This is a genomic window from Pseudideonella sakaiensis (assembly GCF_048320135.1).
GTDB classification, from domain to species: domain Bacteria; phylum Pseudomonadota; class Gammaproteobacteria; order Burkholderiales; family Burkholderiaceae_C; genus Ideonella_A; species Ideonella_A sakaiensis_A.
In genome coordinates, this window is sequence record NZ_CP182947.1 from 5,251,981 (window position 1) to 5,276,118 (window position 24,138).

A 24,138-nucleotide genomic window follows, 5' to 3' on the forward strand; every position below is an offset into this window, starting at 1 on the left:
ATTGCCCGCGCATCTGTAACAGTGAGATGAAAAGCCGGCGCCCGCCGCACCGCAGAGCTCACTGACCCAGCTCGAGCGAGCAACCTTGGACAAACGTTGCCGTGCCTGACAGGCATGTACCGCCGGGGCAGTTCTCCTTTTTGTACTTCGACGTGAAGCTCACTTCCAGGGTGCGGGTTTCACCAGGATCGAGCTGCCGCTTGGATACCTGCGCTTCGGTCCAGTTGCTGCTGGAGATGGTGACACCCGAGGTGACGGCAAGAGGGCTCCTGTCCGCCTTGTAGATTGCGCCGTCGAGCTTGATCTCCTTGATTGCGCCGTAGGTGGCGCCGACCGGCCAGTTCAATACGAAGGTGTCGAGCGTGACCATCGTGTTGCCCGGGTTGGTGATCTTCAGCTTGTATTTGTCGTCCTCAATCTTGTAGAGCGCCTGCTTCACCGAGCATGGCGGCGGCTGCAGCACGGTGACTGTTGCCGTGGCCTTGGTGCCCGCCAGGCATGCATCGGACGTGGCGGTGGCGATGTTCGACGTGGTCTGCGTGATCAGCCCATTCGCGGTGAGCGTGTGCGAAGCGCCCGGGGCCAGCGAGAACGGGCTGCCCGAGATCAGACCCAGCTTGTCGTCATTGACGACGATGTTGTTGGCGTTGAACGCGCTCTTGTTCGTGATCCTGTACGCGAAGCTGACGTTTTGCCCGGCCCCGATGCCGTCCTGCGCCACCAGCGTCAGGCTGAAGAATTTGTCGCCGACCACCAGCGGTTGCGAGCAACTGGTGTGCAAGCCGTCGTTTCGGTACCGCCGCTGTTGCTCAGCGAGATCACCGTGTTCGACTGCGTGCGCGGGATCGTGAACGTACCGCCCGGCGGAATGTTGTTGATGCTCCCGCCCGGGTAGACGACGTTCACCGGCTTGGTCGGATCGATCTGCCCGCTGCAGCTCGTCTTGCCGGCCGCCTGGTTGTGACTTTGCGTCGCGGATCCGCCGCCGGTGTATCTGAAGGTCAGGGTGCTCGGCTTGAAGCTGCCGCCGGTGCCGCAAGACGGTGCATGCTGCGGCTCAAAGGCGCAGGAATTGGTTGTCGTGATCGGTGCCGGGCTTCCCCGGGGTGATGGCTCAGTCTATCGAGCGGGCGGGGGGAGGGGACCCACTCATTCAGGGGGGTGGGGCGATTTCAAGCGTTTTGGCAGGCGGCTTGATGGAGGAGAAATCGGTCGTCGTTGGGAGCCTGCTCGAGCCGCGCGATCTCTATCTGATCGGTGTTGAGGCTCAAGGCCTCCCAAGTCTATCTAGTACGACGACCTCCGTCGTTGTGCCACCACCAATACACCCAAGCCCATCAGCATGAGGGCGTAGGTTTCGGGCTCTGGCACGGCCGAAATCACGTCCCCAGATCGCACCGCCATTGCGAAATACTCTGTTGTTTTCTGCGCCGGCGACTGAAAGCCGGAATTGACGTTGAAGGCCCACGCCGTGTTTGCATTGAAGGGCGTGCCGGACCAATAAGGCCGCGAGGTTTGCAGATTTTGAAAGTCCCCTGGGTTCAGTGTGCGTCCCTGCTGAGGCACACAAGAGTTGAAGCTGCCATTGGCTCCCGGTATGCATTGACCCTGATTTCCCAATGAAACGTAGAACAGGTGCCCCATCTCGCTGGCGGTTCCCCAGCCCGTGCCGGCAGCAGCAGTACCGTTGTCGGTGCTGCCATTGTTGGAAAAGGAATTGTTGAACGTCGAGCCGTTGACAGGTCCGACGCTCGGCAAGCGCCAGTCGCTGAAACTGCCCACGGTCAAATCGTCTGCCCAGGCCGCTGCGTCAACCCAGCTCATCAAGCCATTGATGTTGGCGTTGCGCGCCCAGGTGATGTCAAGCACCGAGTCATAAAGGAATACAGCGCTCGCATCGCTCCCCGCCACGGCGGCACCGTTGATGTCGCGCCCGAGAAGGTCTGCCTTTGCAGTGGTCGCGATTGAACATGCCGCCATGAGGATGGCGCAATGCTTTTTCATCGTCGATGACAGAGTTTGATCAGCGCGTGAGAGGGCAGTCAACGTTGGTACTCCAGTTGCAGGGCCGAAATGGAAACTGCTGCCGTGCACCTGAAGTGCAATTGCAGTCGTGGCACGGCAATGATGCTCGGAACGGCTGGGGACCCCCGCCCGCCGCATTCCTTGGAGATTTTCCAAGGGTTCGGTCGCCTCCGACAAGCCCCCTCCCCCCAAACAGGGGGAGGCTGGCACAACGAACTGGTAAATACGCTGTACAGCGTGTTTTGGCAAAGTCACGTTGCCTCGCCAGACCAGGCGAGGTCTGTCTTCGTCGGATCAGGCACCTTGCTGCAGCCGCGCAATCCGCTCCTCCATCGGCGGATGGCTTGAGAACAGCGCCATGAAGCTGTTCGGTCGCGTGCTGATGGCCAAAGACTGCATGGATTTGGGCATTTCGCCGGGGTCGAGGCCGCCGAGGCGGGCGAGGGCGTTGATCATCGGCTGCTTCTGGCCCACCAGCTGGGCGGCGCCGGCGTCGGCGCGGAATTCGCGCTGGCGCGAGAACCAGGCGACGATCATCGCGGAGATGATGCCGAGCAGGATGTCCATCACGATCGTCGTTGCGTAAAAGCCGATGCCGGGGCCGTCGTTCTGGTTTCGCAGCACGACCTTGTCGACGACATAACCGACCAGCCGCGACAGGAAGACGACGAAGGTGTTCATCACGCCCTGGATCAGCGTCATCGTCACCATGTCGCCGTTGGCGACGTGTGCCACTTCATGGCCGATCACCGCTTCGACCTCGTCGCGCGACATCGACTGCAGCAGCCCGGTCGACACCGCGACCAGCGCGGAGTTCTTCAACGCGGCGGTGGCAAAGGCATTCGGCGGGCCTTCGTAGATGCCGACTTCGGGTGTCTTGATATTGGCCTTTAGCGCAAAACCCTCGACGGTTTGGACCAGCCAGCGGTGATGAGGATCGGGCGACTCGTTGATCACCTGCAACTTGGTCGTCCATTTGGCCATCTGCTTGCTGATCAGCAGCGAGATGAAGGCGCCGCCGAAGCCGAATACCAGCGCGAAGCCGAGCAGGTCGGGCAGGCTGATGCCGTTGGCGGTCAGGAAGGTGTTCAGCCCAAGCAGGTTGACCACCAGTCCGAGCACCAGCATCACGCCGAGGTTGGTCATCACGAACAGGGCAATGCGTTTCATCGGTGGCTCCGGTCTGGCTTGTGGGTGCGGGGTGGAATCGAGGTGTTGGAGGCGGAACGGCGCGGCAAGTTCTCTGGGACGGCCGCGATCATTGGCGGATCCGGGAAAGGCCAATCGGGGCTGAAGCCCCTCCCACGGCAGCCTGCATCCGGTGGGAGCCGGTTTTTGGTAGGAGGGGCTTCAGCCCCGATTTGCTATCAGGCCACCAGCCCGAATCTGCGCTGAAGCCCTACGTGCGGTCCGCCACCCCCAACATGCTGCCACCTCCGGCGACCACCACTGACGGCGCAGGCACCGCGGCCCGCTTCTCGCGCACCAGATAGCTGTAAACCACCGGCACGACCACCAGCGTCAACAACGTCGACGTGATCACCCGGCGGATGATCGCGCGGCCCATTGGCGCCTGGATCTCGCCGCCGTCGTTCAGCGCGAGTGCCAGCGGCAGCATGCCGAAGACCATTGCGGCGGTGGTCATGATGATCGGGCGCATGCGGATGGTGCCGGCCTGCAGCAGCGCGTCGGCGACCGTCGCGCCGGCCTTGCGGGCCTGGTTCGCGAAGTCGACGAGCAGGATCGCATTTTTCGTCACCAGGCCCATCAGCATCACCAGGCCGATCATGCTGAAGACGTTCAGTGTGCTGCGCCACAGAAGGAGCGCCAGCATCACGCCGATCAACGCCAGCGGCAGGCTGGCCATGATCGCGATCGGCTGCACGAAGCTGCCGAACTGGCTGGCGAGCACGATGTAGATGAAGATCACTGCCAGCACCATCGCGCCCATCATTGCGCCGAAGGCCTCCTGTTGTTCGCGCGTCGCGCCGCCGACGTCGAAGCGGTAGCCGGGCGGCAGCGAGGTGTCGGCGACCAGCTTCTGCACGTCGGCGCCGACGTCGCCGGCCGGGCGGCCTTTCACGCCAGCGAAGATCGCTTCGCGGCGCTGCAGGTTCTGCCGGCGGATCACTTCCGGGTTGACGACCGGCTCGATCGTCGCGACGCTGGCCAGCGCGATCGGCGTGCCGTCGCGGGCGAAGGCCACCGGCAGCTCGCGCATCTGGTCGACGAGTTCGCGCATAGCCTCGGTCAGGCGCAGCAGCACTTCTACTTGGCCGCCGTTGGGCGTGGTCCACCAGGTGGTGACATCGTCGACAGGTTGCAGCCTGTCCATCAACACCGACGACTCGACCGATCGAAACCTGACCCCCTTGCTTCGGGGGGTGGGGCTTGCCGCCGGACATCTGGCGGAGGATTATCCGCACGCTATCCGTAGCACCGCTGCCAGCTTCTGCTCCCGAGCGCGCATTGCTGTGTCCATTTCGTTTCGGCCCGGATTCACCAGGAGAGAACTATGAAAGTGGCATTCGTTCGCTCGCTTTCGGTATCGAAACTGAGCTCGTGGGCGAGAAAGCCAGTCGGCATTGAATTGGCTTCGTCTGCGTGTCTGCAAGCGCTGGTTCACTTCCCGCAATGGCCGTACAGCCGCCTTCGTTGTCTCGTCGGGGCCGTGATGCTGTCATGCTCGAGCTACGCTGGAGCGGCCAGCTACACTTTTACCGACCTCGGCACGCTGGGCGGAAGTTCCAGCTTCGCCAGAGGGATCAACAGCGCCGGACAGGTTGTCGGCGATTCCAAGACCGCGGGGGGCGCAACTCACGCCACGCTATGGAGCGGCGGCACCACCACCGACCTCGGCACGCTGGGGGGAACATACAGCGTCGCCAGCGGGATCAACAACGCTGGCCAGGTTGTCGGCTATTCCAGCACCGCGGGGGGCGCAACTCACGCCACGCTCTGGAGCGGCGGCACCATCACGGACCTCGGCACGCTGGGGGGAAGTTACAACCAAGCCAGCGGGATCAACAGCGCCGGACAGGTTGTCGGCTTTTTGGACACCGCGGGCAATTCCGCACGGCGCGCCACCCTTTGGAGCGGCGGCACCATCACGGACCTCGGGACGCTAGGGGGAGCTTCCGGGTCCGCCCACGGGATCAACAGCGCCGGACAGGTTGTCGGCGTTTCCAGGACCGCGGGGGGCGCATCTCACGCCACGCTCTGGAGCGGCGGCACCATCACGGACCTCGGCACGCTGGGGGGAACTACCAGCATAGCCAGAGCGATCAACAGCGCCGGCCAAGTTGTCGGTGAATCCCTCACCGCGGGGGGCGCAACTCACGCTACGCTCTGGAGCGGCGGCACCATCACGAACCTCGGCACGCTGGGGGGAAGTCTCAGCTTCGCCAACGGGATCAACAGCGCTGGACAGGTTGTCGGTAATTCCAGCACCGCGGGCAATTCCGCACGGCGCGCCACGCTCTGGAGCGGCGGTGTCATCCATGACCTGAACACGTTTCTGGACGCAAGTACGATTGCCGCAGGTTGGGTCTTGCAATATGCGACATCAATCAACGACAGCGGGTGGATCGTAGGAGGTGCCTACAACTCGCTGACCGGATCTTCGCACGCCTACCTGCTTTCCATATCTGCCGTGCCAGAGCCAGCAAGCTATGCGCTCATGCTTGCCGGTGTTGGGGTTGTCGGTGCGGTGGTGCGACGCAAAGGGCCCGCGAGGCGCATTGCTGATGGAGTTGGCGGCGGGGTGCCGTCTCCCGGCGAGGCGAATCGTGGCTCGAAGCCGCTTCTACATTGACTCGGTTGACCGAGCGCGTTCGCGCGGTGGTGGCATGCTCCGTAGGAGCGGCTTCAGCCGCAATTTTGTCGCGTGGCACGAGCCCGAATCGCGGCTGAAGCCGCTCCTACATTGACTTTGTGGGCCAAGCGCTACTCGCGATCCGCTGTCGCCGGCATCGGACCGCCGCCGCCGATTGGCATCGGCGCGGCCGTCGGCGCCACCTTCCGCTCCTGCACCAGATAGCTGTACAACACCGGCACCACCACCAGCGTCAGCAACGTCGACGTGATCACGCCGCCGATGATCGCGCGGCCCATCGGCGCCTGGATCTCGCCGCCGTCGTTCAGTGCGAGTGCCAGCGGCAGCATGCCGAAGACCATTGCGGCGGTGGTCATGATGATCGGGCGCATGCGGATGGTGCCGGCCTGCAGCAGCGCGTCGGCGACCGTCGCGCCGGCCTTGCGGGCCTGGTTCGCGAAGTCGACGAGCAGGATCGCATTTTTCGTCACCAGGCCCATCAGCATCACCAGGCCGATCATGCTGAAGACGTTCAGTGTGCTGCGCCACAGAAGGAGCGCCAGCATCACGCCGATCAACGCCAGCGGCAGGCTGGCCATGATCGCGATCGGCTGCACGAAGCTGCCGAACTGGCTGGCGAGCACGATGTAGATGAAGATCACCGCGAGCACCATTGCGCCGAGCATCGCGCCGAATGCCTCCTGCTGCTCGCGGGTGGCGCCGCCGACGTCGAAGCGGTAGCCCGGCGGCAGCGAGGTTTCGGCGACCAGTTTCTGCACATCGGCGCCGACATCGCCGGCGGGGCGGCCTTTCACGCCGGCGAAGATCGCTTCGCGGCGCTGCAGGTTCTGCCGACGGATCACTTCCGGATTGACGACCGGTTCGATCGTCGCGACGCTGGCCAGCGCGATCGGCGTGCCGTCGCGTGCGAACGCCACCGGCAACTCGCGCATCTGGTCGACGCGTTCGCGCATTGTTTCGGGCAGCCGCAGCAGCACCTCGACCTGGTCGCCGTTCGGCGTCGTCCAATATGTCGCGACCTCGCCGTTGACATAGGCGCGCAGGCTGGACGCCAGTTGCGGCGCGGTGATGCCGAGCTCGCGCACCGCGGCCGGCTTCAGCCGCACTGCATAGGCCGGCAGCCCCGGCTTGACCGACAGCTCGACGTCGGTGATGCCCGGGATCTGCTTGATGCGCTCGGCAAAGTCGCCAGCGATCTTCATCAGTCCCTGCGCATCGTCGCCAAGGATCGCGACATAGATCGGCCGGTCGAAGCCGACCGAGACGTCGATGCCCGGTATGCCGGCGATCTGCGCGCGGATCGCATCCTCGATTTGCTTCTGGCTGCGCTCGCGTTCGCGCCGCGGCACCAGCCCGATATTGATCGACGCCTGGTTGCGGCCGACCGACAGGCCGCTGCCGGTGCCGCCGATGCTGGTCTGCACATTGCGCACCTCGGGAAAACCGGCCAGCACCGCCTCGACCTGGCGCACCTTCGCGTCGCTGCGCTCGAGGCTGGAGCCGACGGGCATGCGGATCGACAGCTGCGTGAAGCCCTGGTCGGTCTGCGGGACGAACTCGCTGCCGACCAGCGGGGCGAGTGCGAGTGCAACGCCGAAACTCGCGGCGCCGGCGCCAACGATGACGCCGCGCGGCGTCAGCGTTGCGCGCCGCCAGCCGCGCGGGCGGGTCCGGTCGCGGCGTCCGGCGGCATCGAACGGCCGGCCCCAGGCCGGCAGCGGCAACGGCCAGCGCCGGCCGCTGAAGGCCCAGCGCAGCAGCCGCTCGTAGACCGCATGCAGCAGATCGAGGCCACGGTCGGTCGCGCGGATCGCGTGGCCGATGCCCCAGACCGACTTGATGCGGGTGGCGGGCGGATCCTTCCAGACCGACGACAACATCGGGTCGAGCGTGAAGCTGACGAACAGCGAAACCAGCACCGCGACCGCGACGGTGATGCCGAACGGGTAGAAAAATTTGCCGGCGACGCCGCCCATGAACGACACCGGAACGAAGACCGCGCAGATCGCAAAGGTGGTCGCCATCACCGCCAGGCCGATCTCGTCGGTGCCTTCGCGCGCGGCACGGTGGTGGTCCTTGCCCATGCCGAGGTGGCGGACGATGTTTTCGCGGACGACGATCGCATCGTCGATCAGCAGGCCGATGCACAGCGACAAGGCCATCATCGTCATGAAATTCAGCGTGAAGCCGAAGGCGTGGATTGCGATGAAGCTCGCAATCACCGAGATCGGCAGCGTCAGCCCGGTGATCACGGTGCTGCGCCACGAGTGCAGGAACAGGAAAACGATCGCCACCGTCAGCAGCGCACCTTCGATCAGCGTGTGCTGCAGGCCTTTCAGCGAGCCCTTGACGAAATCGCTGTTCGCGAAGATCAGCCGCAACTCGACATCCGGGGGCAGTGTCTTGCGGATCTCCTCCATCGCGGCCTTCACCGCATCGCCGGTCGCGACGATGTTCGCATCCTGCTGCTTGTAGATGTTGAAATTGATCGCCTGCTGGCCATTGATGCGGGCCAGCGTATCGGGCTCGCGTTCGCGCTCGACCAGCGTGCCGAGATCGGCCAGCCGCAGCGGCAGCCCGTTGCGGTTCGCGATCACCACCTGCTCGAACTGCCGCGGATCGTGCACGCGGCCCTCGACACGCAGGATCGTGTCCTGCACGGTGTTCGACAGCAGGCCGACCGGCTGGTCGCTGTTCGCCTCGCGCAGCGCGGCGGCGATCTGCGCCGGCGTCAGCGCATAGGCGCGCAGCCGCGCCGGATCGAGGTCGATCCGCAGTTCGCGTTTCGCCAGGCCCGAAATATCGACACGGGCAACGCCTTCGATGCGCTGCAGCCGCTTGCCGACATCGTGTTCGCCGAGCAGAGACAGTTCGCGCTGGCTGCGCGTTGCCGAGACCAGCGCGAGGTTGACCATCGGCCGGCTGTTCTCGTTGTCGAAACGCTGGATCAGCGGCGGCTTCGCATCGCGCGGGAAAACCGCCTGCGCCGCAGCGACGCGGTCGCGCAGGTCCTGCATCGCACGCGCCATGTCGGCATCGAGGCTGAACTCGACGCCGGTCTGGCTGCGGCCCTCGAAGCTGCGCGAGGTGATGCGCTTGACGCCGGCGATGCTGTTGACCGCCTCCTCGACGACCTTCGTCAGTTCACGCTCGACGGCCTCCGGGCTGGCGCCCGGATAACTGATGTCGACGAAGGCGACCGGCGGCGCGACGTCCGGCATCTGCTCGACGCCGAGCCTGGCATATGAGTAGAGGCCCAGCACACACAACGCGACCATCACCATCGTCGCGAAAACAGGGTTGTTGATCGATACGCGGGTGATCCACATCGCGCATCACTCCTGCATCGCGGCGGTTGCCGGCGCCGACGATGAGCCGCCGCGCGGCCGGTCGCCGACGACCAGCGCCTTGCGGCCTTCCTTCAGGTTGTTGAAGCCGGCCGCCAGCACCTGCGCGCCGGGGTCGATGCCGCCCAACACCTCGACGCGGCCGGCCGCCGCATCCTCGCGGCCGAGCGTCACCGCGCGGCGCGCCAGCACGCCGCCGTCGATCACCCAGACATGCGGCTGGCCGCCGGTGCTGCCGACCGCGGTCGCCGGCAGCGTCAGCCGCTTCGTCGCATCGGGCAGTTCGACGCGGGCGATCGCATACTGGCCGGCGCGGAAAACCTGCTTCGCATTGTCCAGTTCGACGGTGACGCCGATCGAGCGCGTACCGGCCTCGGCAGCCGGCGCGATGCGCGCGATGCGCCCGGCCAGCGGCGCCGGCGCGCCTTCGATCTCGACCTCGACCGTCATCCCGGCCGCGAGCCGGCTGATCTGGTGGGTGCCGACATGGCCGGCCAGTTCGAGCCGGGCCAGGTCGACGATCGTCAGCACCGGCTGGTCGGGGTTCAGTTTTTCGCCGGGCAGCGCATGGCGCTTCGCGACGATGCCGGCGATCGGCGCAGAGAGGGTCGCATCGTCGAGCGCGACCCGCGTGGTTTCCAGCAGCGCGGTCGCCTGCGCCAGCTGCGCGCGGGCGGTTTCGGTCGCGGCGCGGGAACTGTCGAGCGCGATCGGCGAGATGAAACTCTGCGCCGCCAGCCGTTCGTTCGACGCCTGGCTGCGCTCGGCCTGCGCGAGTGCCGCGCGCGCCGCCTCGACGGCCGCGGCCCGCTCGGCGAGCCGGCTCGCCTGGTCGGCGATGTCGATGCGGCCGACGACCTGCCCGGCGCTGACTCGGTGCCCCTCGGCAAGCTTCAGCTCGGCCAGCGTGCCGCGGGCCCGCGCCCGCAGCAGCGCGGTATTCGGCGCCACCAGCGGGCCGGAAAATTCGACCCGCTGAGCCATCGTCGAATTGACGGGCCGCACCAGTTCGTTGGCGAGGAACTCCAGCGGTACCTCGGGTTTTTTCGGCTTGTCGCGCTTGAACAGCGCGGCCGGTGACGGCAGCGCGCCACCCACGAATGCTCCGCCGGCGCCGAGCACCAGCACCGCGGCCAGCCCGCCGATCAGCCATCTTGTTTTCATTGTCTGTCTCCCCCGCCGTGTCCCCGGCAGGGTCGGCAGTGTATGCAAGCGGGCACGTCGTTGGTGCAGTCGCGCGACGGAATGCAGCAGGCGGGTGATGCAGTGCGGTTTCGGGCGACGAACCGCACCGCGACAATGGTCCTCGTTCCATTCTTTTGCCAACACCCGGAGGACCCGCGATGAATGCCGCCCAACTGCTGGTGCAGTGCCTGGAAAACGAGGGCGTCGAATTCATCTTCGGCGTGCCCGGAGAAGAAAACATCGACGTGATGGACGCGCTGCTCGGCAGCAAGATCCGCTTCGTCACGACGCGCCACGAGCAGGGCGCGGCCTTCATGGCCGATGTGCACGGCCGGCTGACCGGCCGCGCCGGTGTCTGCCTGGCCACACTCGGCCCCGGGGCGACCAACCTGATCACCGGCGTCGCCGATGCCAACATGGACCGCGCGCCGGTCGTCGCGATTGCCGGCCAGGGCTCGACGACGCGGATGCACAAGGAAAGCCACCAGATTCTCGATCTGGTCTCGCTGTTCCAGCCGATCACGAAATTCTCGGTGCAGATCCGCGAGCCGGAAATCGTGCCGGAGATCGTCCGCAAGGCGTTCAAGGTCGCGCAGACCGAAAAACCCGGCGCCTGCTTTTTCGAGCTGCCGGAAAACGTCGCCGCAATGGACGCGGCAAAGGCGCCGATTCCGGTGCAGACGCCGTTCCGCTCGGTCCCGCCGGACGAGAAGATCGCCGAGGCGGCGCAGGTGATCGATGCGGCGCAGCGGCCGCTGATCCTCGCCGGCAACGGCGTGATCCGGCAGAACGATGCCGACGCGCTGCGCCGATTCGCCGAGGCGCTGAACATCCCGGTCGCGAACACCTTCATGGCGAAGGGCGTGGTCGCGTTTTCGCACCCGCTGTCGCTCGGCACGATCGGCCTGAAATCGCGCGACCTGCCGTGGTTTGCGTTCGACGAGGCCGACGTCGTGGTCTGCATCGGCTACGACATGGTCGAATACCCGCCGGAGCTGTGGAACCCGGCCGCCGACAAGACCATCATCCACATCGATTCGCTGCCGGCCGAGGTCGACGAACACTACATCGTCGAGACCGGCGTGCTCGGCGATATCGGCGAGGCGCTCGATGCGATCGCGCGCCGGGCGACGCGCCGCAGCGAAACCTGCTTTGCCGATCTGCGCGAGGCGATCGTTGCCGATCGGCGCGAACATGCCGACGACGATGGCTTCCCGCTGAAACCGCAGAAGATCCTGTGGGACCTGCGGCAGGCGCTGGCGGCCGACGACATCGTGATCTCCGACGTCGGCGCGCACAAGATGTGGACGGCGCGGATGTACCAGGCCGAGCGGCCGAATACCTGCATCATCTCGAACGGCTTTGCGTCGATGGGCATTGCGTTGCCCGGTGCGGTCGCGGCGAAACTGGTTGCGCCCGAGCGCAAAGTCGTCGCGCTGACCGGCGACGCCGGCTTTCTGATGAACTCGCAGGAGATCGAGACCGCGCTGCGGATGAAGACGCCATTTGTCGTGCTGATCTGGAGCGATGCCGAATATGGCCTGATCACCTGGCACCAGATGCGCCATTTCGGCCGCGCCAGCCACACCACCTTCAACAACCCGGATTTCGTCAAATATGCCGAAAGTTTTGGTGCCAAGGGTTACCGCATCGGCGCCGCGGCCGAGCTGCTGCCGACGCTGCGGCAGGCGCTGGCCGACGACACCGTCTCGATCATCGACTGCCCGGTCGACTATGCCGAGAACATGCGGCTGACGCATCGGCTCGAAGCGCTCGACCGGCCAGGGCCTCATTCGTAGATCAGCAGCCCGGTCGCGAACTGGCCGTCGATGCTTTCGCCGCCGGCAATCAGCACCCGGCCGTCGGCCAGGCGGTTCGCGCTGAGGTAGGCGCGGTCCTGGTCGAGCCCGGCGATTGGCTGGCCACCGCTGGCCGGGTCGTAGCGCTCGGCGCCGGCGCTGTGCCGCGTCAATTCGGTCTGGCCGCCGAACAGCAGCAGCTTGCCGTCACGCAGCGGCACGACCGCGGCCATCGTGCGCGGCGCCGCCAGCGGCGGACGGCTGTGAAAGCCATTAGTGGCAGGGTCGAAACGCCAGACCTCGGCGCTCACGTTCTGGATGTTGTGGCCGGCGATGCGCTCGCCGCCGAGCAGCAGCACGCTGCCGTCGGGCTGCAGCACCGCCGCATGTTGCGCCACCATCTGCGTGACCGGCGAGGCGATCGCGGTGAAGGATTCGCTTGCCGGCTGGAAGATCTCGGCGTGCACATACGGCAGCACCGACGACCAGCCGCCACTGATCAGCACCCGGCCGTCGCGCAGCTTCGTCATCCGATGCCCGGCACGCGGCGCGGCCAGCGCATTGGCGATGCGGCGCACCGAGCGGGTGGCCGGGTCCCAGATGTCGCACGATCGGCTGATGCCTGCCGACGCGCCTTCGCCGCTCGTGAAGCCGCCGCAGAACATCACCTTGCCGTCGGCGAGCAAGGTACTTGCCGCATCGACGCGCGGCACGCTCAGCTGGCCGGCCGCGACGATGCTGCCGGTGGCCGGATCGAGCAGCTCGAGCCGGCGCGAATCGGTTCCGGACGTCGTGCCGCCGCCGATCAGCACCTTGCCATCTGGCAGCAGCAGCGCCTGCGTACCGGTGCGGCCTTCGTACATGATCGACAACGCTGAGATGCTGCGGCTGACCGGATCGAAGCGGTCGATGCGCTCGGACAGCGTGCCGGTGCCGCGCGAGCCGCCGATCAGCAGCACGCTGCCGTCGGCCAGGCTGACCGAGGCATGGCCGGACAAGCGGGCGCCGACCGGCAATGTCTGGTAACGGTTGCGGTAGCTGACCGCCAGCGTGACCGACAGCGCATCGACGCGGCCATCGCCACCGCGCACCGTCAGCGAGTAGGTGCTGGTGGTATCGAGCGGCGGCGTCTGTACCGTGCCGCCGTTCTGCACTGCGCCGATGCCGCCGTCGATGCTCGCGCTGCCACCGCTGAAGCGGGCGCTGAGGATCGCGCGTTCGCCGACCAGGTAGCTGCTGCGATCGGCGCTGAAGGCCTCGGCCTTCGGTCCGCCGGCGCCGTCGCCACCGCCGCAGCCGGCGAGCAGCAGCGCCGAGATCAGCGTGGCGGCCGACCAGCGGACGGGTCGAGAACGCAGTGCAGCGCGGCGGCTTGCCGGCAGCGCGCCGGCGGGGAAGGGGTTCTGGCAAGGAGCTGTGGACATGGCTTGCAGGTATCGAAGAAGCGAAGCCGGGCAATGTGCAGCGGCCAGCGTGACCGCAGCGTGACCGGAAAACCACCACGCCGGCGCCGGCTCGATGTACAACCTCGGGCTCTTGCAAACCGATGCGATGACCACGCTGCATCTGTACGGATCTCCCCGGCTGCGCTTCGATGGCGGCCGTGAACTGCCGTTGTCGCCGCGCGAGGCGGCGTTGCTTGCCTGGCTGCACGGCGAAGGCCGCACGCCGCGGGCAAAACTGGCCGCGATGTTGTGGCCCCACAGCGGCGAGGCGCAGGCGCGTGCCAATCTGCGGCAGACGCTGGCGCGGCTGAAGCGCGCCGCCGGGGTGTTGTGGGCCGAAGACGAAACCGGGCTTGCGCTGCAGGTCGACGTTGCGCCGGCCGGCGGCGAGCCGCTGCTCGGCGGTGTCGAATTCGACGATGCCGATGAGCTGGCGCGCTGGCTGGCCGAGCGGCGGGCCGCTTTGCAACGCGAACTTCACCGAGCGGCGCTTGCCCAGCTGCGGGCGCTGATCGGGCAGGGTGCGCTCGACGAGGCGCTGGTGGTGTCGAACCGGCTGCTCGCCGCCGATCCGGAATCGGAAGAAGGCTGGCGGCTGCGGATGGAGCTGTTTTATCTGCGCGGCGACCGCGCGGCCGCGCTGGCCGCGTGGGACGAATGCCGCCACCAGCTGCGCCAGGCGTTCGGCGCGACGCCGTCGGAGCCGACCAATGCGCTCGGCCGGCTGATCCTCGGCGGCGAAGCGGCGCTGCCGTCGAGCGGTCCGGCGAAGGCCTTGCCGACCGCGCTGCGCCGGCCGCCGCGGCTGGTCGGTCGCGACGGGCTGCTGCGCGAGATCGAGCGCGGCCTGTCGCTCGGCCATGCGGCGGTGCTCGCCGGCGAGGGAGGCATCGGCAAGACGCGGCTGCTGCAGGAGCTCGCGGCGCGGCATCCGGCCAGCCTGCAGCTCAGCGCCCGGCCGGGCGACCAGCTGGTTGCCGGCGTGCTGCTCGGCCGGCTGCTGGCGGCGGCACTGGCCCGCTGGGCGCCGCAACTCGACGCGCCGACGCGCGACGATCTGCAGGTGCTGCTGCCGGGCGCCGGCGCAGCGGCGGGGCTGCAATCGGCGCAGGAGCATCGCCGGGTGCTGAATGCGGCGGCGCGCGCACTGCACGCCTGCCACCGTTGCGGGCTGCGGCTGGTGCTGCTCGACGACCTGCAGTTTGCCGACGACGCGAGCCTGGCGGCATTGCAGATGCTGCTCGGCCGCTGGGCGCAGGCGCCGGCCGGCGAGTTGCCGGTGCCGGTGATCGGTCTGCGTCCCGACGAGATTTCCGCCAGTGGCCGCGCGCTGCTCGAGCAACTGGCAGCCAGCGGCCGCGCCGCGCGTTTCGATCTGGCCCCGCTGCGCCATGCCGAGGTCGTCGCGCTGCTGCAATCGATGCCGTTGCCAGGTCCGTCAGCGCCAACGCCGAGACACGACGAACTGGCGGCGGCGCTGCTGGCGCGTGTCGGCGGCAACCCGGCGCATCTGGTCGAATCGCTGAAAGGCCTGTGGCTCGACGAGATCGGCGCGTGGTCGCCTGGGCAGCGGCTGCCTGTGCCGCCGACGCTGGTCGAGGCGGTGCGCCAGCGCCTGCAGCGTCTCGGCGACGAGCCGCTGCAACTGGCGCAGCTGGCGGCGATTGCCGGTGCCGATTTTTCGCTGCAACTGGCAGCGCGGCTGCTCGACCGCACGCCGCTGGCGCTGGCGCCGCTGCTCGCCAGACTGGAAAACGCGCAGGTCTTCAATGGCCAGGGGTTTGCGCACGATCTCGTTGCCGAAGCAGTCGCAGCATCGATTCCGTCGGCGCTGGGCGCCGGGCTGCATGCGCTGGTGGCCGATCACCTGGCAGCGCGCCCCGATCGGCACGACGCCGCGGCGCGCATCGCCGCCCATCTGCAGGCGGCCGGTCAGCCGCGTGCGGCGGCGCAGTGGCTGCTGCGCGCGGCGCAGCAGGCCAAGGCGCGCTGGCAGATGCGCGACGCCGCGCTGGCCTTCGAGGCGGCTGCGCGCGCGATCGATGCGGCGGACCGGCTGTCGCAACGCGACAGCTGGCTGGAAGCGGCGCGTTGCTGGATCCTGGCCAGCCGCAACGACGAGGCGGCCGCGGCGCTGGCCGCGGCAGAGCAGTTGTCGCACGGCGCCGCCGAACAGGCGCTGCTGCTGCCGGCTCGCACCGCCTGGCTGTTCAATTGCGGGCGCCGCGCCGAAGCGGTGAGCAGCGCCGAGGCCATGATCGACGCGGTGGCGGAACACGGCGAATTTTTCGAACCACGCGAGCTCGCGCACGGGATACGCACCGTCGCGGTGACGGTGTCCTATGGCACCGATATCGACCGCGCGCTGGCGCTGGCCGACCGCGCGCAGGCGCTGATCGGCCAACGCGACGCTGCCGCGATGCGGCTGCTGCGCACCGCGCGCGGCGGCTTGCTGCACTGGGCATCGCGGCCGCTGCAGGCGCTGGCCGATCTGCAGGCGGCGCGGCCGGCCGCCGGAGCGCGGCACGAGGCCGGCACCCGCATCGCGGTTGCGAACCAGCTGATGCGCGTCCGCCATGCGCTCGGCGATCTGCCGGGCGCGCTGACGCTCGGCCGGCAGCTGCTCGCCGAAGCCGAAACGCTTGAGCTCGGCATTACGACAATCGCCGACGTGATGCACGTGCTGGCGATGATGGAGATCGGCAGCGGCCAGGCGGCGGCCGGCATGCTGCGCTGGCAGCAGCTGCAGCAGAAACTGGCTGCCGCCGGCCTGCCGCTGGCGCCGCTGTATCAGACTGCGCAGGCGCTGGCGGCCATCGCGATTGGCCGCCACGACGATGCGCTCGGCTGGCTCGAGCAGCATCCGCCGCTGGACAGCGTCGACCACCCGGCGCAACGCCTGAACTGGCTGCTGGTGCGTGCTTGGCTGGCCGATCTGCAACGCGACGATCCCGGCCGCTGGCTGGCCGCCGCGGCCGATTGCGGGCCGCTGCCGCCGGCGCTGCTGTTGCAACGCGAGGTGGCGAGCGCACTGATCCGCCCGCCGGCCTATCCGGCGCTGCAGCCCTTGCTCGACCTGCTGCGCGAACGCGGCGTGCGCAGCCAATGGCGCAGCGCCGAGATCGCCGCCGCCCGCGCCGCGCTGCTGGCCGGCGAAACCGAGCTCGCCAGTGGCCACGCGCGCCAGGCGCTGCGGCTGGCGTCGGCGGTCGAATGCTGGATCGACGAGGCGGCGAGCGTCTGGCTGACCGCCGCCGAAGTGCTGCGCGACTGCGGCGCTGCCGACGAAGCCGATGCCGCAGCCGGGCAGGGCGCGGCCTGGGTCGAACGCGGCGCCGCGCAGTGGGCCGACGCGGCCGCGCGCGAGGCCTGGCGGCACGGCAACCCGGTGCACCACAGGCTGCTGGCGTGGCATGTCCGGCCGGCGCAGGCGGCTGTCGACCCGGCGATCCAGACCACCGCGTTCTGAGGGCGTTGCCGTCAGATCAGATGCGCTAGATCAGGCACTGCGCCACGCAGGAAGATCAACGCGCCGCCGTCGCTGCGCACCGCCGCATGCGGCAGGTCCTTGCGGCCGAGGTGGAATCCGCCGGGGCCGATCCGCAATTCGCCGACCTGCACCTCGCCGTCGAGCACGACACATTCCTCGTCGACCGGATGGCGGTGCGGCGGCAACACGCTGCCGGGCGCCATCCGAACCAGATACGACATCAGATCGCCGTGCCGGTGCAGCACCTTCAGTTCCAGGCCGCCGCCGAGCGCGTTCCAGTGGCCATCGCCGGGCTGCACGGTCAGGTGGCGGCCGGTCTCGGCCGACGCGATGCGGTTCAGGATCTTGCGGCGCAGCCGGCCGACGCCGGCTTCGTCCGCCGGCTCGGGCATCAGTTCGCCGGCGAGCAGCGCGCTCAGTTCGGCAAAGCCATCGGTCTTGATCTCATCGGTGGCCATGGTCGGCGGATTCTCCATGCTCGGTGGCTGGCGGTTGCAGCCGTGCCCTGATCTTGTGTTGCGCGCGCAGGATCAGCGATTTGACGCTGCCGAGCGGCAGCCCGGTCGCCTGCGCGATCTCGCGGTGCGACAAATCCCTGAAATAGGCCAGGCCCAGCACCCAGCGCTCGCTGGCCGACAGGCCGGCAAGCGCCGCATGCAGGCGCTGCTGCGTTTCCAGCTGCCACAGGCGCTCGGCCGGTCCGTCAGCCGGATCGGCCGCGTCGTCGATGCGGTCATGGCCGTCGGCAGTGATCGACGCGAGCATTGGATGCGGCTGCCGCAGGCGGTCGAGCGCGCGGTTGCGTACGATCGTCAGCAACCAGCTGACCGCGCTGCCGCGGGCGGCGTCGAACTGCGCGGCATGGCGCCAGGCGTCGAAATAGGCACCGGCCAGCGCATCGTCGAGTTCGGGTTCACGCAGCATGCGGCGGCCGAGCGCCCGCGCATAACCGACGGTGGCATCGAAAAAGACCTCGAATGCGCTGGCATCGCCGGCTGCGGAGGCGGCCAGCAACTCGGCATGGCGCGCATCGCGCTCCGCGCGGCCAGCCTCCGCGGCGGTGGCGGCGCGATCGGGGAAGGACGGGTCGGCGGCGGACATGCGGGGCAGCGCAGCAGATCGCCGCCACGGTAGCACTCGCCGCGTGGCGCGCCAAGGCCCGCCGCTGTCACGCTGAAGCACGCTTTCCATCAGCGGCATACGGGCGCGGCGGCGCACCGGATGCATAACCGATCGGCCTGCATCCAGCCAGCCGCATCGGCCGTAGACGCAACACGCGCCAGACCGACGCACCGGTTGGCCGCGCCGCGGCGGGGCGGCTCCCTGCCATTTTCCGGAGCACACGATGACCACTGTCGAGACCGTCCAGAACATCTATGCCGCGTTCGGCCGCGGCGACATCCCCGCGATCCTGGCCTGCCTGGCCGACGACATCGAATGGGAATACGGCCACTTTCCGAACCCGGTGCCGTGGCTGCAGCCGCGCCGCGGCCACGCCGGCGCGCAGCAATTTTTCAACGAGCTCGCCGCGCTCGAGTTCCTGTCGTTCCAGCCGCTGAAGGTATTCGGCGATGCCGATACCGTGCTCGGCCTGGTCAGCCTCGAGGCGAAGGTGCGCGCGACCGGAAAGCACATCGTCGAGGCCGGCGAGGTGCACATCTTCCAGTTCAATCCGCGCGGTCGGGTGCAGCGCTTCCGCCACGCCGCCGACTCCTGGCAACACGCGATGGCATTGCGCGGCGACTGAGACGGTCGGGCATCCTGCGGCTGCTCCCGGGGCCTGCGCCGGCCCCGCTATCATGCTTGCTCCCACGTCAATGGCAGCAGTACCACCATGTCGCTCGGCGCCCGGCAACCCGCGAAGCTCGACCCCGCCCTGCTGCGCGCCATCGAGGAGGCGACCCGCGCCGGCCTCGCGGCAGTCGACGCCAGCGGCCGGCAGTCCTATGTCAACCCCGAATTCTGCCGCATGCTCGGTTTCGATGCGACCGAACTGCTCGGCTGCCGCGCGCCGTTCCCGTATTGGCCGGCCGACCAGATCGGGCAGATCCAGCAGGCCTTCGAGCGGACGATTCGCGGCGAGGCGCCGTGCGAGGGTTTTCCGCTGCAGTTCCAGCGCAAGGACGGCTCGCGGGTCGATGTCAGGCTGTTGATCTCGCCATTGCTCGCCGTCGGCGACGAACCGGGCTGGCTGGCATCGGTGTACGAGCGCAGCGTCGAGTCGCGCGCCGAGAAGAACCGCCACGACCTCGAACTGGTGACCTCGCTGGTCGAGAACAGCGGCGAAGGCATCATCGTCGCCGATGCAAACGGCGAGATCCTGATCTTCAACGCCGAAGCGCAGCTGCAGCACGGCCGGCCGTACCAGCCGACCAGCGCAGAGCAGTGGGCGGCGCAGTACGGCCTCGAACGTGCCGATGGCAAGCCGCTGCCGCTCGCCGAAACGCCGCTGTGGCAGGCACTGCACGGCCGGCGCGTCAACGGCGCGCAGTGGTTCGTGCGCCGCCCGGACGGCTCGCTGCGCACCCTCGAAGGCACCGCGACGCCGATCCGCCGCGCCGACGGCAGCCCAGGCGGCGCGATGATCGTGACCCGCGACATCACCGACCGCAACGACGAGCGGCGCGTGCTGGCCGCCGCGTTGCAGGGCGAGGAAAAGGCGCGTGCCGAGGCCGAGCGCTCGCTGGCGCTGTTCGAGAGCATCCTCGAGACCGCGCCGGTCGGCTTGTCGTTTCTCGATCGCGACTTGCGTTATGTGCGCATCAACGAGCGGCTGGCCAGGCTGAACGGCGTGCCGATCGAGCAGACGGTCGGCCGCCTGCAACGCGAGGTCGTTCCCGATGTTGCCGGCCACCTCGAAGCGGTGCACCGGCGCGTGCTCGACAGTGGCGAGGCAGTGGTCGGTGTCGAGGTGACGGCGGCGACGCCAGCGTCCGACGAGCGGCGGCATTTCGAGGCCAGCGTCTTTCCGGTCTTCGATGGCGCCGGTGTGCCGTGGATGGTCGGCACCGTGGTGCGCGAGACGACCGAGGAAAAGCGGCTGCAGGCCGAACAGATGGCGCTGCGCGAGCGGGTGCTGCGCGCCGAGGCGATGGCCGAACGCGCACAGACCGAAGCCAACGAGCGGCGTTTTCGCAGCCTGGCCGAGGCGACCAGCGACATCGTCTGGCAGACCGATGCCAATGGCCAGATCCAGGTTGATTCGCCGAGCTGGCGTGCCTTCACCGGCCAGTCGCGCGAGGTTTTTCTCGCCAATGAAGGCTGGGAGGCATTGCATCCGGACGACCGCGAACGTGTGCGCAACGTCTGGCAGCAGGCGGTGCGCAACCGCGAGCAGTTCGTCATCGAATACCGGGTGCGCCGCCACGACGGCGTTTATGTGCCGATGTCGGTGCGCGGCGCGCCGGTCTTCGACGACGACGGCGAGGTCGTCGAGTGGATCGGCGCCAACATCGACATCTCCGAGCGCATCGCGCACGAGGCCGAGCGGCAGCGGCTGCTCGAATCGGAACAGCGCGCACGTGCCGAAGCCGAAGCCGCGCGGCAGCGGATGGCGCTGCTCGACCGCATCACTGCGCGGCTGGTCGGCGAGACGCGCGGCGCCGACCAGGTGATGCAGACGCTGTCGGAGATGCTGGTCGAGACGATGGGCCAGTGGTGTGCGGTGCATGTGCCACAGCCCGACGGCTCGATCCGCGCCGCCGCGGTCGCGCACTGCGATCCGGCGATGGCCGAGGCGACGCGCGCCTTCGTCGCCCGCCATCCGATCGACCCCAATCTCGGCTGGGGCGTGCCCGGCGTGTTGCGCAGCGGCAAGCCGGAGCGCTCGCAGGTCACCGAGGAATTGATCGACGCGTATACCGCCGATCCGGAACAGCGGGCCGAACTGAAAAGCTGGAACCTCGGCTCCTACATCCTCGTGCCGCTGACCGCGCAGGGCAAGGTGATCGGCGTGCTGGCGCTGACCCGCGATGCCGACCACCCGGCGTTCAACGACGACGAACTGGCCTTTGCAGAGGAGGTCGGCGTGCGCGCCGGCCTCAGCTTCGAACAGGCGCGGCTGCTGCAGGAGGCGCAGGCGGCGCGCGCCGACGCCGAGGCGGCTGGCCGCGCGCGCGACGAGTTCCTCGCGATGCTCGGCCACGAATTGCGCAACCCGCTGGCGCCGATCGTCACCGCACTCGAATTGATGAAGCGTCGCGAAGGCCAGGATCTGACGCGCGAACGCGCGATCCTCGAGCGGCAGGTGCGCCACATGACGCGGCTGGTCGACGACCTGCTCGATGTCTCGCGGATCGCGCGCGGCAAGATTGAACTGCGCATCGAGCCGGTCGATCTGGGCGAGGTCTGCCAGCGTGCGGCCGAGACGACCGGACAGCTGTTCGACAGCAAGGGCCATGCACGCGAGATGTTTGTCGATGACGGCCTGCGCCTGCTCGGCGATCCGGCGCGGCTCGAGCAGATCGTCGTCAACCTGCTGACCAATGCGGCGAAATACACGCCGCCCGGCGGCCGGGTGACGCTGCAGGCGCGGCGCGACGGCGGCAACGTGGTGATCGCCGTCAGCGACGATGGTGTCGGCATCGATGCCGACCTGTTGCCGCATGTCTTCGAGCTGTTCGTCCAGGGCGGGCAGTCGATCGAGCGGGCTGCCGGCGGCCTCGGCCTCGGCCTGACGATCGTGCGCCGGCTGGTTGCCGCGCATGGCGGCGAGGTCTCGGTGGCCAGCGACGGTGCCGGCCGCGGTTCGACCTTCACCGTCGTGCTGCCATTGGCCGATGCGGTGCCGCCGAGCCGGCCGGATCCGGCGCCGGCCGGCCGCTTCGGCCAGACGACCCGCGTGCTGGTCGTCGACGACAACGAGGATGCGGCGGTGCTGCTGGCGCAGGCGCTGGAAAATTTCGGCTTCGAGGTGCAGGTCAGCCATTCCGGGCCGGCGGCGATCGAGATGGTGCGGGCCTGGCGGCCCGATTCGCTGCTGCTCGACATCGGCCTGCCCGGCATGGACGGTTATGAACTGGCCGGCCGCGTGCGCAGCGAATTCGGCGCCGCGGCGCCGCAGATGGTTGCGGTGACCGGCTACGGCCAGCCAAGCGACCGCGAGCGAGCGCTGGCCGCCGGTTTTGTCGAGCACATGGTCAAGCCGGTCGATCTCGAACAGTTGCGCGACCTGCTGGCGGGGCGCACCGAAACCGCCTGAGTGGCCTCATCGGGCCGGCTGGTCTTCCCAGTCGATCCAGTCGACCTCGTGGTCCTTCAGATAACCGGAAACCGCTGCACCGACGGTCGGAAAAAACCGTTGCGCGCCGAAGCGGCCGAACAGGCCGAAACGCTTCAGCTTGTCCTTCACCGGGTCCTTCATTTCGGCAAAACACAGTTCGATGCCGGCTGCGCTCAACTGGTCGTCGAGTTCGGCGAGCACGTCGGCGGCAGTGACGTCGACGCCGGTCACCGGCTCGGCGGCAACGACGATGCGCCTGACATGGCTTGGCGAGGCCGCCACCGCGGCGAGCACGCGGTCGTGAAAAAACTCGGCATTGGCAAAAAACAGCGGCGCATCCCAGCGGAACAACACCAGCCCCGGGATCAGCCGGGCTTGCGGATAACGCGTGATGTCGTGGTATCCCTTGATACCGGCGGCACGGCCGAGCACCGCCGAATGCGGCCGCCACGCGTCCCATAAGAACTCGATCACCGCGATCACGATCGCCAGCCCGATGCCGGGTATCGCGCCGAGCACGACGACACCGGCGGTGCAGCCGATCGACAGCCAGAATTCCCAGCGCTGCATCCTGCCAATGCGCCGCAGGTCGGCGATCTCGAGCAGGCCGATCGCCGACGCGATCACTACCGCGGCGAGTGCACTGGTCGGCAGGTGCTGCAACAGATCGGGTGCGGCAAGCAGCAGGCCGGCAACGCCGAGCGCGCCGACGACGCCGGTCAGCTGGCTGCGGGCGCCGGCGGCTTCGGCAACCGCGTGCGCGACGAGCTGCTGCTGATCGGAAAACCCTGGAACAGGCCGGCGGCAAAATTCGCTGCGCCGAGGCCGACCATCTCCTGATTCGGGTCGACCCGGGTGTTGAAACGCGCCGCATAACTGCGCGACAGCACGCTGGTATCGGCAAACGAGACCAGTGCCGCGGTCAGGCCGCCGAGCACGACCGGCCCGATATCGGCAGCCGTGATCGACGGGATCACGAAGCCGGGCAGACCCTGCGGCAGCGAACCGAGCACCGCAACGCCGGCCTTTGCCGACAGGTCGAGCAGGCCGACGACGACGGCCGCCGAAACCACCGCGATCAGCATGCCCGGGATGCGCGGAAACCGTTTGGCGATCAGAATCAGCGCCAGGCTGGCTGCGCCGATCGCGAAGGTGACGAGATGGGTGCGGCCGTCGAGCACCGCATCGACTATCGTCGCCAGGCTTTGCAGCGGGCCGTCGCGCTCGATCGAGATGCCGAGCAGGCTCGGCAGCTGGCTGATCAGCACCGTCAGCGCAATGCCGTTCATGAAGCCGTAGCGGATCGGTTTCGACAGCAGTTCGGTGACGAAGCCGAGCCTCGCGATGCCGGCCGCCAGACAGGCCAGCCCGGAGACCAGCGCCATCATGCTGGCCAGCGCAATGGCCCGCGCCGGATCGCCGCCGGACAGCGGCAGCACGACGCCGAGGATGATCGTCGCGAGCGCCGAGTCGGGGCCGAGCACCAGGATGCGGCTCGGCCCGAACACCGCATAGACGAGCAGCGGCACGATCGTCGCGTACAGCCCATAAATGCCGGGCACGCCGGACGCCACCGCATAGGCGATGCCGACCGGCACCAGCATCGCGGTCAACACCAGGCCGGCGGCGATATCGTGGCGCAGCCACTCGGCGCGGTAGTCGCGCAGCAACTGAAGGCCCGGCAACCAGCGCGCCCAGCCGCGGCGCGTCGCGAGGCGCGGGGCCAGACCCTGGCCGGGCGGCTGCGGCGGTGGTGGCGGAGCGGGCGACGGCGCGCTCATCGGCGAATCA

At 68.1% G+C, this 24,138-nt stretch carries 15 protein-coding genes and 1 pseudogene; 5 read left to right on the forward strand and 11 right to left on the reverse strand.

From position 1 onward, the window contains the following. Positions 1 to 58 precede the first annotated feature (58 nt). The 5 genes from ACNH6H_RS24080 to ACNH6H_RS24100 form a co-directional block, all read right to left on the reverse strand. Positions 59 to 754, reverse strand: coding sequence for a hypothetical protein (locus ACNH6H_RS24080; protein ID WP_418320803.1), 696 nt, complete (start codon positions 752 to 754; stop codon positions 59 to 61). Beyond that, positions 727 to 1,086 carry a DUF7467 domain-containing protein gene (locus ACNH6H_RS24085; protein WP_418321477.1) on the reverse strand — a complete coding sequence of 120 codons (360 nt, stop codon included), beginning with the start codon at positions 1,084 to 1,086 and terminating at the stop codon, positions 727 to 729. The genes ACNH6H_RS24080 and ACNH6H_RS24085 overlap by 28 nt, the downstream gene beginning before the upstream one ends. A gap of 201 nt (positions 1,087 to 1,287) precedes the next feature. Beyond that, complete coding sequence (locus tag ACNH6H_RS24090) at positions 1,288 to 2,046, reverse strand: DUF1566 domain-containing protein (protein ID WP_418320804.1); 759 nt, start codon at positions 2,044 to 2,046, stop codon at positions 1,288 to 1,290. Positions 2,047 to 2,319: 273 nt separating this feature from the next. Beyond that, a complete protein-coding gene (htpX, locus tag ACNH6H_RS24095; protein ID WP_418320805.1) occupies positions 2,320 to 3,195 on the reverse strand; it encodes a protease HtpX in 876 nt (291 codons plus the stop codon). Between the two features lie 229 nt (positions 3,196 to 3,424). Beyond that, positions 3,425 to 4,360: an efflux RND transporter permease subunit gene (locus ACNH6H_RS24100; protein WP_418321479.1), complete on the reverse strand. Its 936-nt coding sequence runs from the start codon at positions 4,358 to 4,360 to the stop codon at positions 3,425 to 3,427. Positions 4,361 to 4,540: 180 nt separating this feature from the next. Here ACNH6H_RS24100 and ACNH6H_RS24105 point away from each other — a divergent pair, with 180 nt between their 5' ends. After that, entirely contained in the window at positions 4,541 to 5,839 is a 1,299-nt protein-coding gene (locus ACNH6H_RS24105; RefSeq protein WP_418320806.1) for a PEP-CTERM sorting domain-containing protein, read from the forward strand. Positions 5,840 to 5,970: 131 nt separating this feature from the next. On the opposite strand, the gene ACNH6H_RS24110 is transcribed toward ACNH6H_RS24105, so the two are convergent. Continuing rightward, positions 5,971 to 9,189, reverse strand: coding sequence for an efflux RND transporter permease subunit (locus tag ACNH6H_RS24110; RefSeq protein ID WP_418320807.1), 3,219 nt, complete (start codon positions 9,187 to 9,189; stop codon positions 5,971 to 5,973). A 6-nt stretch (positions 9,190 to 9,195) separates the two neighbouring features. Then, on the reverse strand, positions 9,196 to 10,371 hold the full coding sequence (locus tag ACNH6H_RS24115) for an efflux RND transporter periplasmic adaptor subunit (protein WP_418320808.1): 1,176 nt from the start codon (positions 10,369 to 10,371) through the stop codon (positions 9,196 to 9,198). Between the two features lie 179 nt (positions 10,372 to 10,550). Here ACNH6H_RS24115 and ACNH6H_RS24120 point away from each other — a divergent pair, with 179 nt between their 5' ends. Next, positions 10,551 to 12,191 carry an acetolactate synthase large subunit gene (locus ACNH6H_RS24120; RefSeq protein ID WP_418320809.1) on the forward strand — a complete coding sequence of 547 codons (1,641 nt, stop codon included), beginning with the start codon at positions 10,551 to 10,553 and terminating at the stop codon, positions 12,189 to 12,191. Here ACNH6H_RS24120 and ACNH6H_RS24125 read toward each other — a convergent pair. After that, on the reverse strand, positions 12,182 to 13,615 hold the full coding sequence (locus ACNH6H_RS24125) for a Kelch repeat-containing protein (RefSeq protein ID WP_418320810.1): 1,434 nt from the start codon (positions 13,613 to 13,615) through the stop codon (positions 12,182 to 12,184). The two genes, ACNH6H_RS24120 and ACNH6H_RS24125, sit on opposite strands and share 10 nt — an antisense overlap. Positions 13,616 to 13,742: 127 nt before the next feature. Between ACNH6H_RS24125 and ACNH6H_RS24130 the strand changes: the two genes are divergently transcribed. Then, a complete protein-coding gene (locus tag ACNH6H_RS24130; protein WP_418320811.1) occupies positions 13,743 to 17,105 on the forward strand; it encodes an ATP-binding protein in 3,363 nt (1,120 codons plus the stop codon). Positions 17,106 to 17,116: 11 nt separating this feature from the next. On the opposite strand, the gene ACNH6H_RS24135 is transcribed toward ACNH6H_RS24130, so the two are convergent. Next, the gene (locus ACNH6H_RS24135; RefSeq protein ID WP_418320812.1) at positions 17,117 to 17,584 is read right to left on the reverse strand and encodes a cupin domain-containing protein; all 468 of its coding nucleotides are present in this window, start codon (positions 17,582 to 17,584) and stop codon (positions 17,117 to 17,119) included. Then, positions 17,571 to 18,227: an RNA polymerase sigma factor gene (locus ACNH6H_RS24140; RefSeq protein WP_418320813.1), complete on the reverse strand. Its 657-nt coding sequence runs from the start codon at positions 18,225 to 18,227 to the stop codon at positions 17,571 to 17,573. The genes ACNH6H_RS24135 and ACNH6H_RS24140 overlap by 14 nt, the downstream gene beginning before the upstream one ends. A gap of 244 nt (positions 18,228 to 18,471) precedes the next feature. On the opposite strand from ACNH6H_RS24140, the gene ACNH6H_RS24145 reads away from it, so the two are divergent. Together ACNH6H_RS24145 and ACNH6H_RS24150 are read left to right on the forward strand one after the other, a co-directional pair. Continuing rightward, positions 18,472 to 18,873 carry a nuclear transport factor 2 family protein gene (locus ACNH6H_RS24145; RefSeq protein WP_418320814.1) on the forward strand — a complete coding sequence of 134 codons (402 nt, stop codon included), beginning with the start codon at positions 18,472 to 18,474 and terminating at the stop codon, positions 18,871 to 18,873. A gap of 87 nt (positions 18,874 to 18,960) precedes the next feature. After that, a complete protein-coding gene (locus ACNH6H_RS24150; protein WP_418320815.1) occupies positions 18,961 to 22,326 on the forward strand; it encodes a PAS domain S-box protein in 3,366 nt (1,121 codons plus the stop codon). Between the two features lie 6 nt (positions 22,327 to 22,332). On the opposite strand, the pseudogene ACNH6H_RS24155 reads toward ACNH6H_RS24150, so the two are convergent. Then, a pseudogene (locus tag ACNH6H_RS24155) lies at positions 22,333 to 24,128 on the reverse strand (SulP family inorganic anion transporter). Positions 24,129 to 24,138 lie beyond the last annotated feature (10 nt).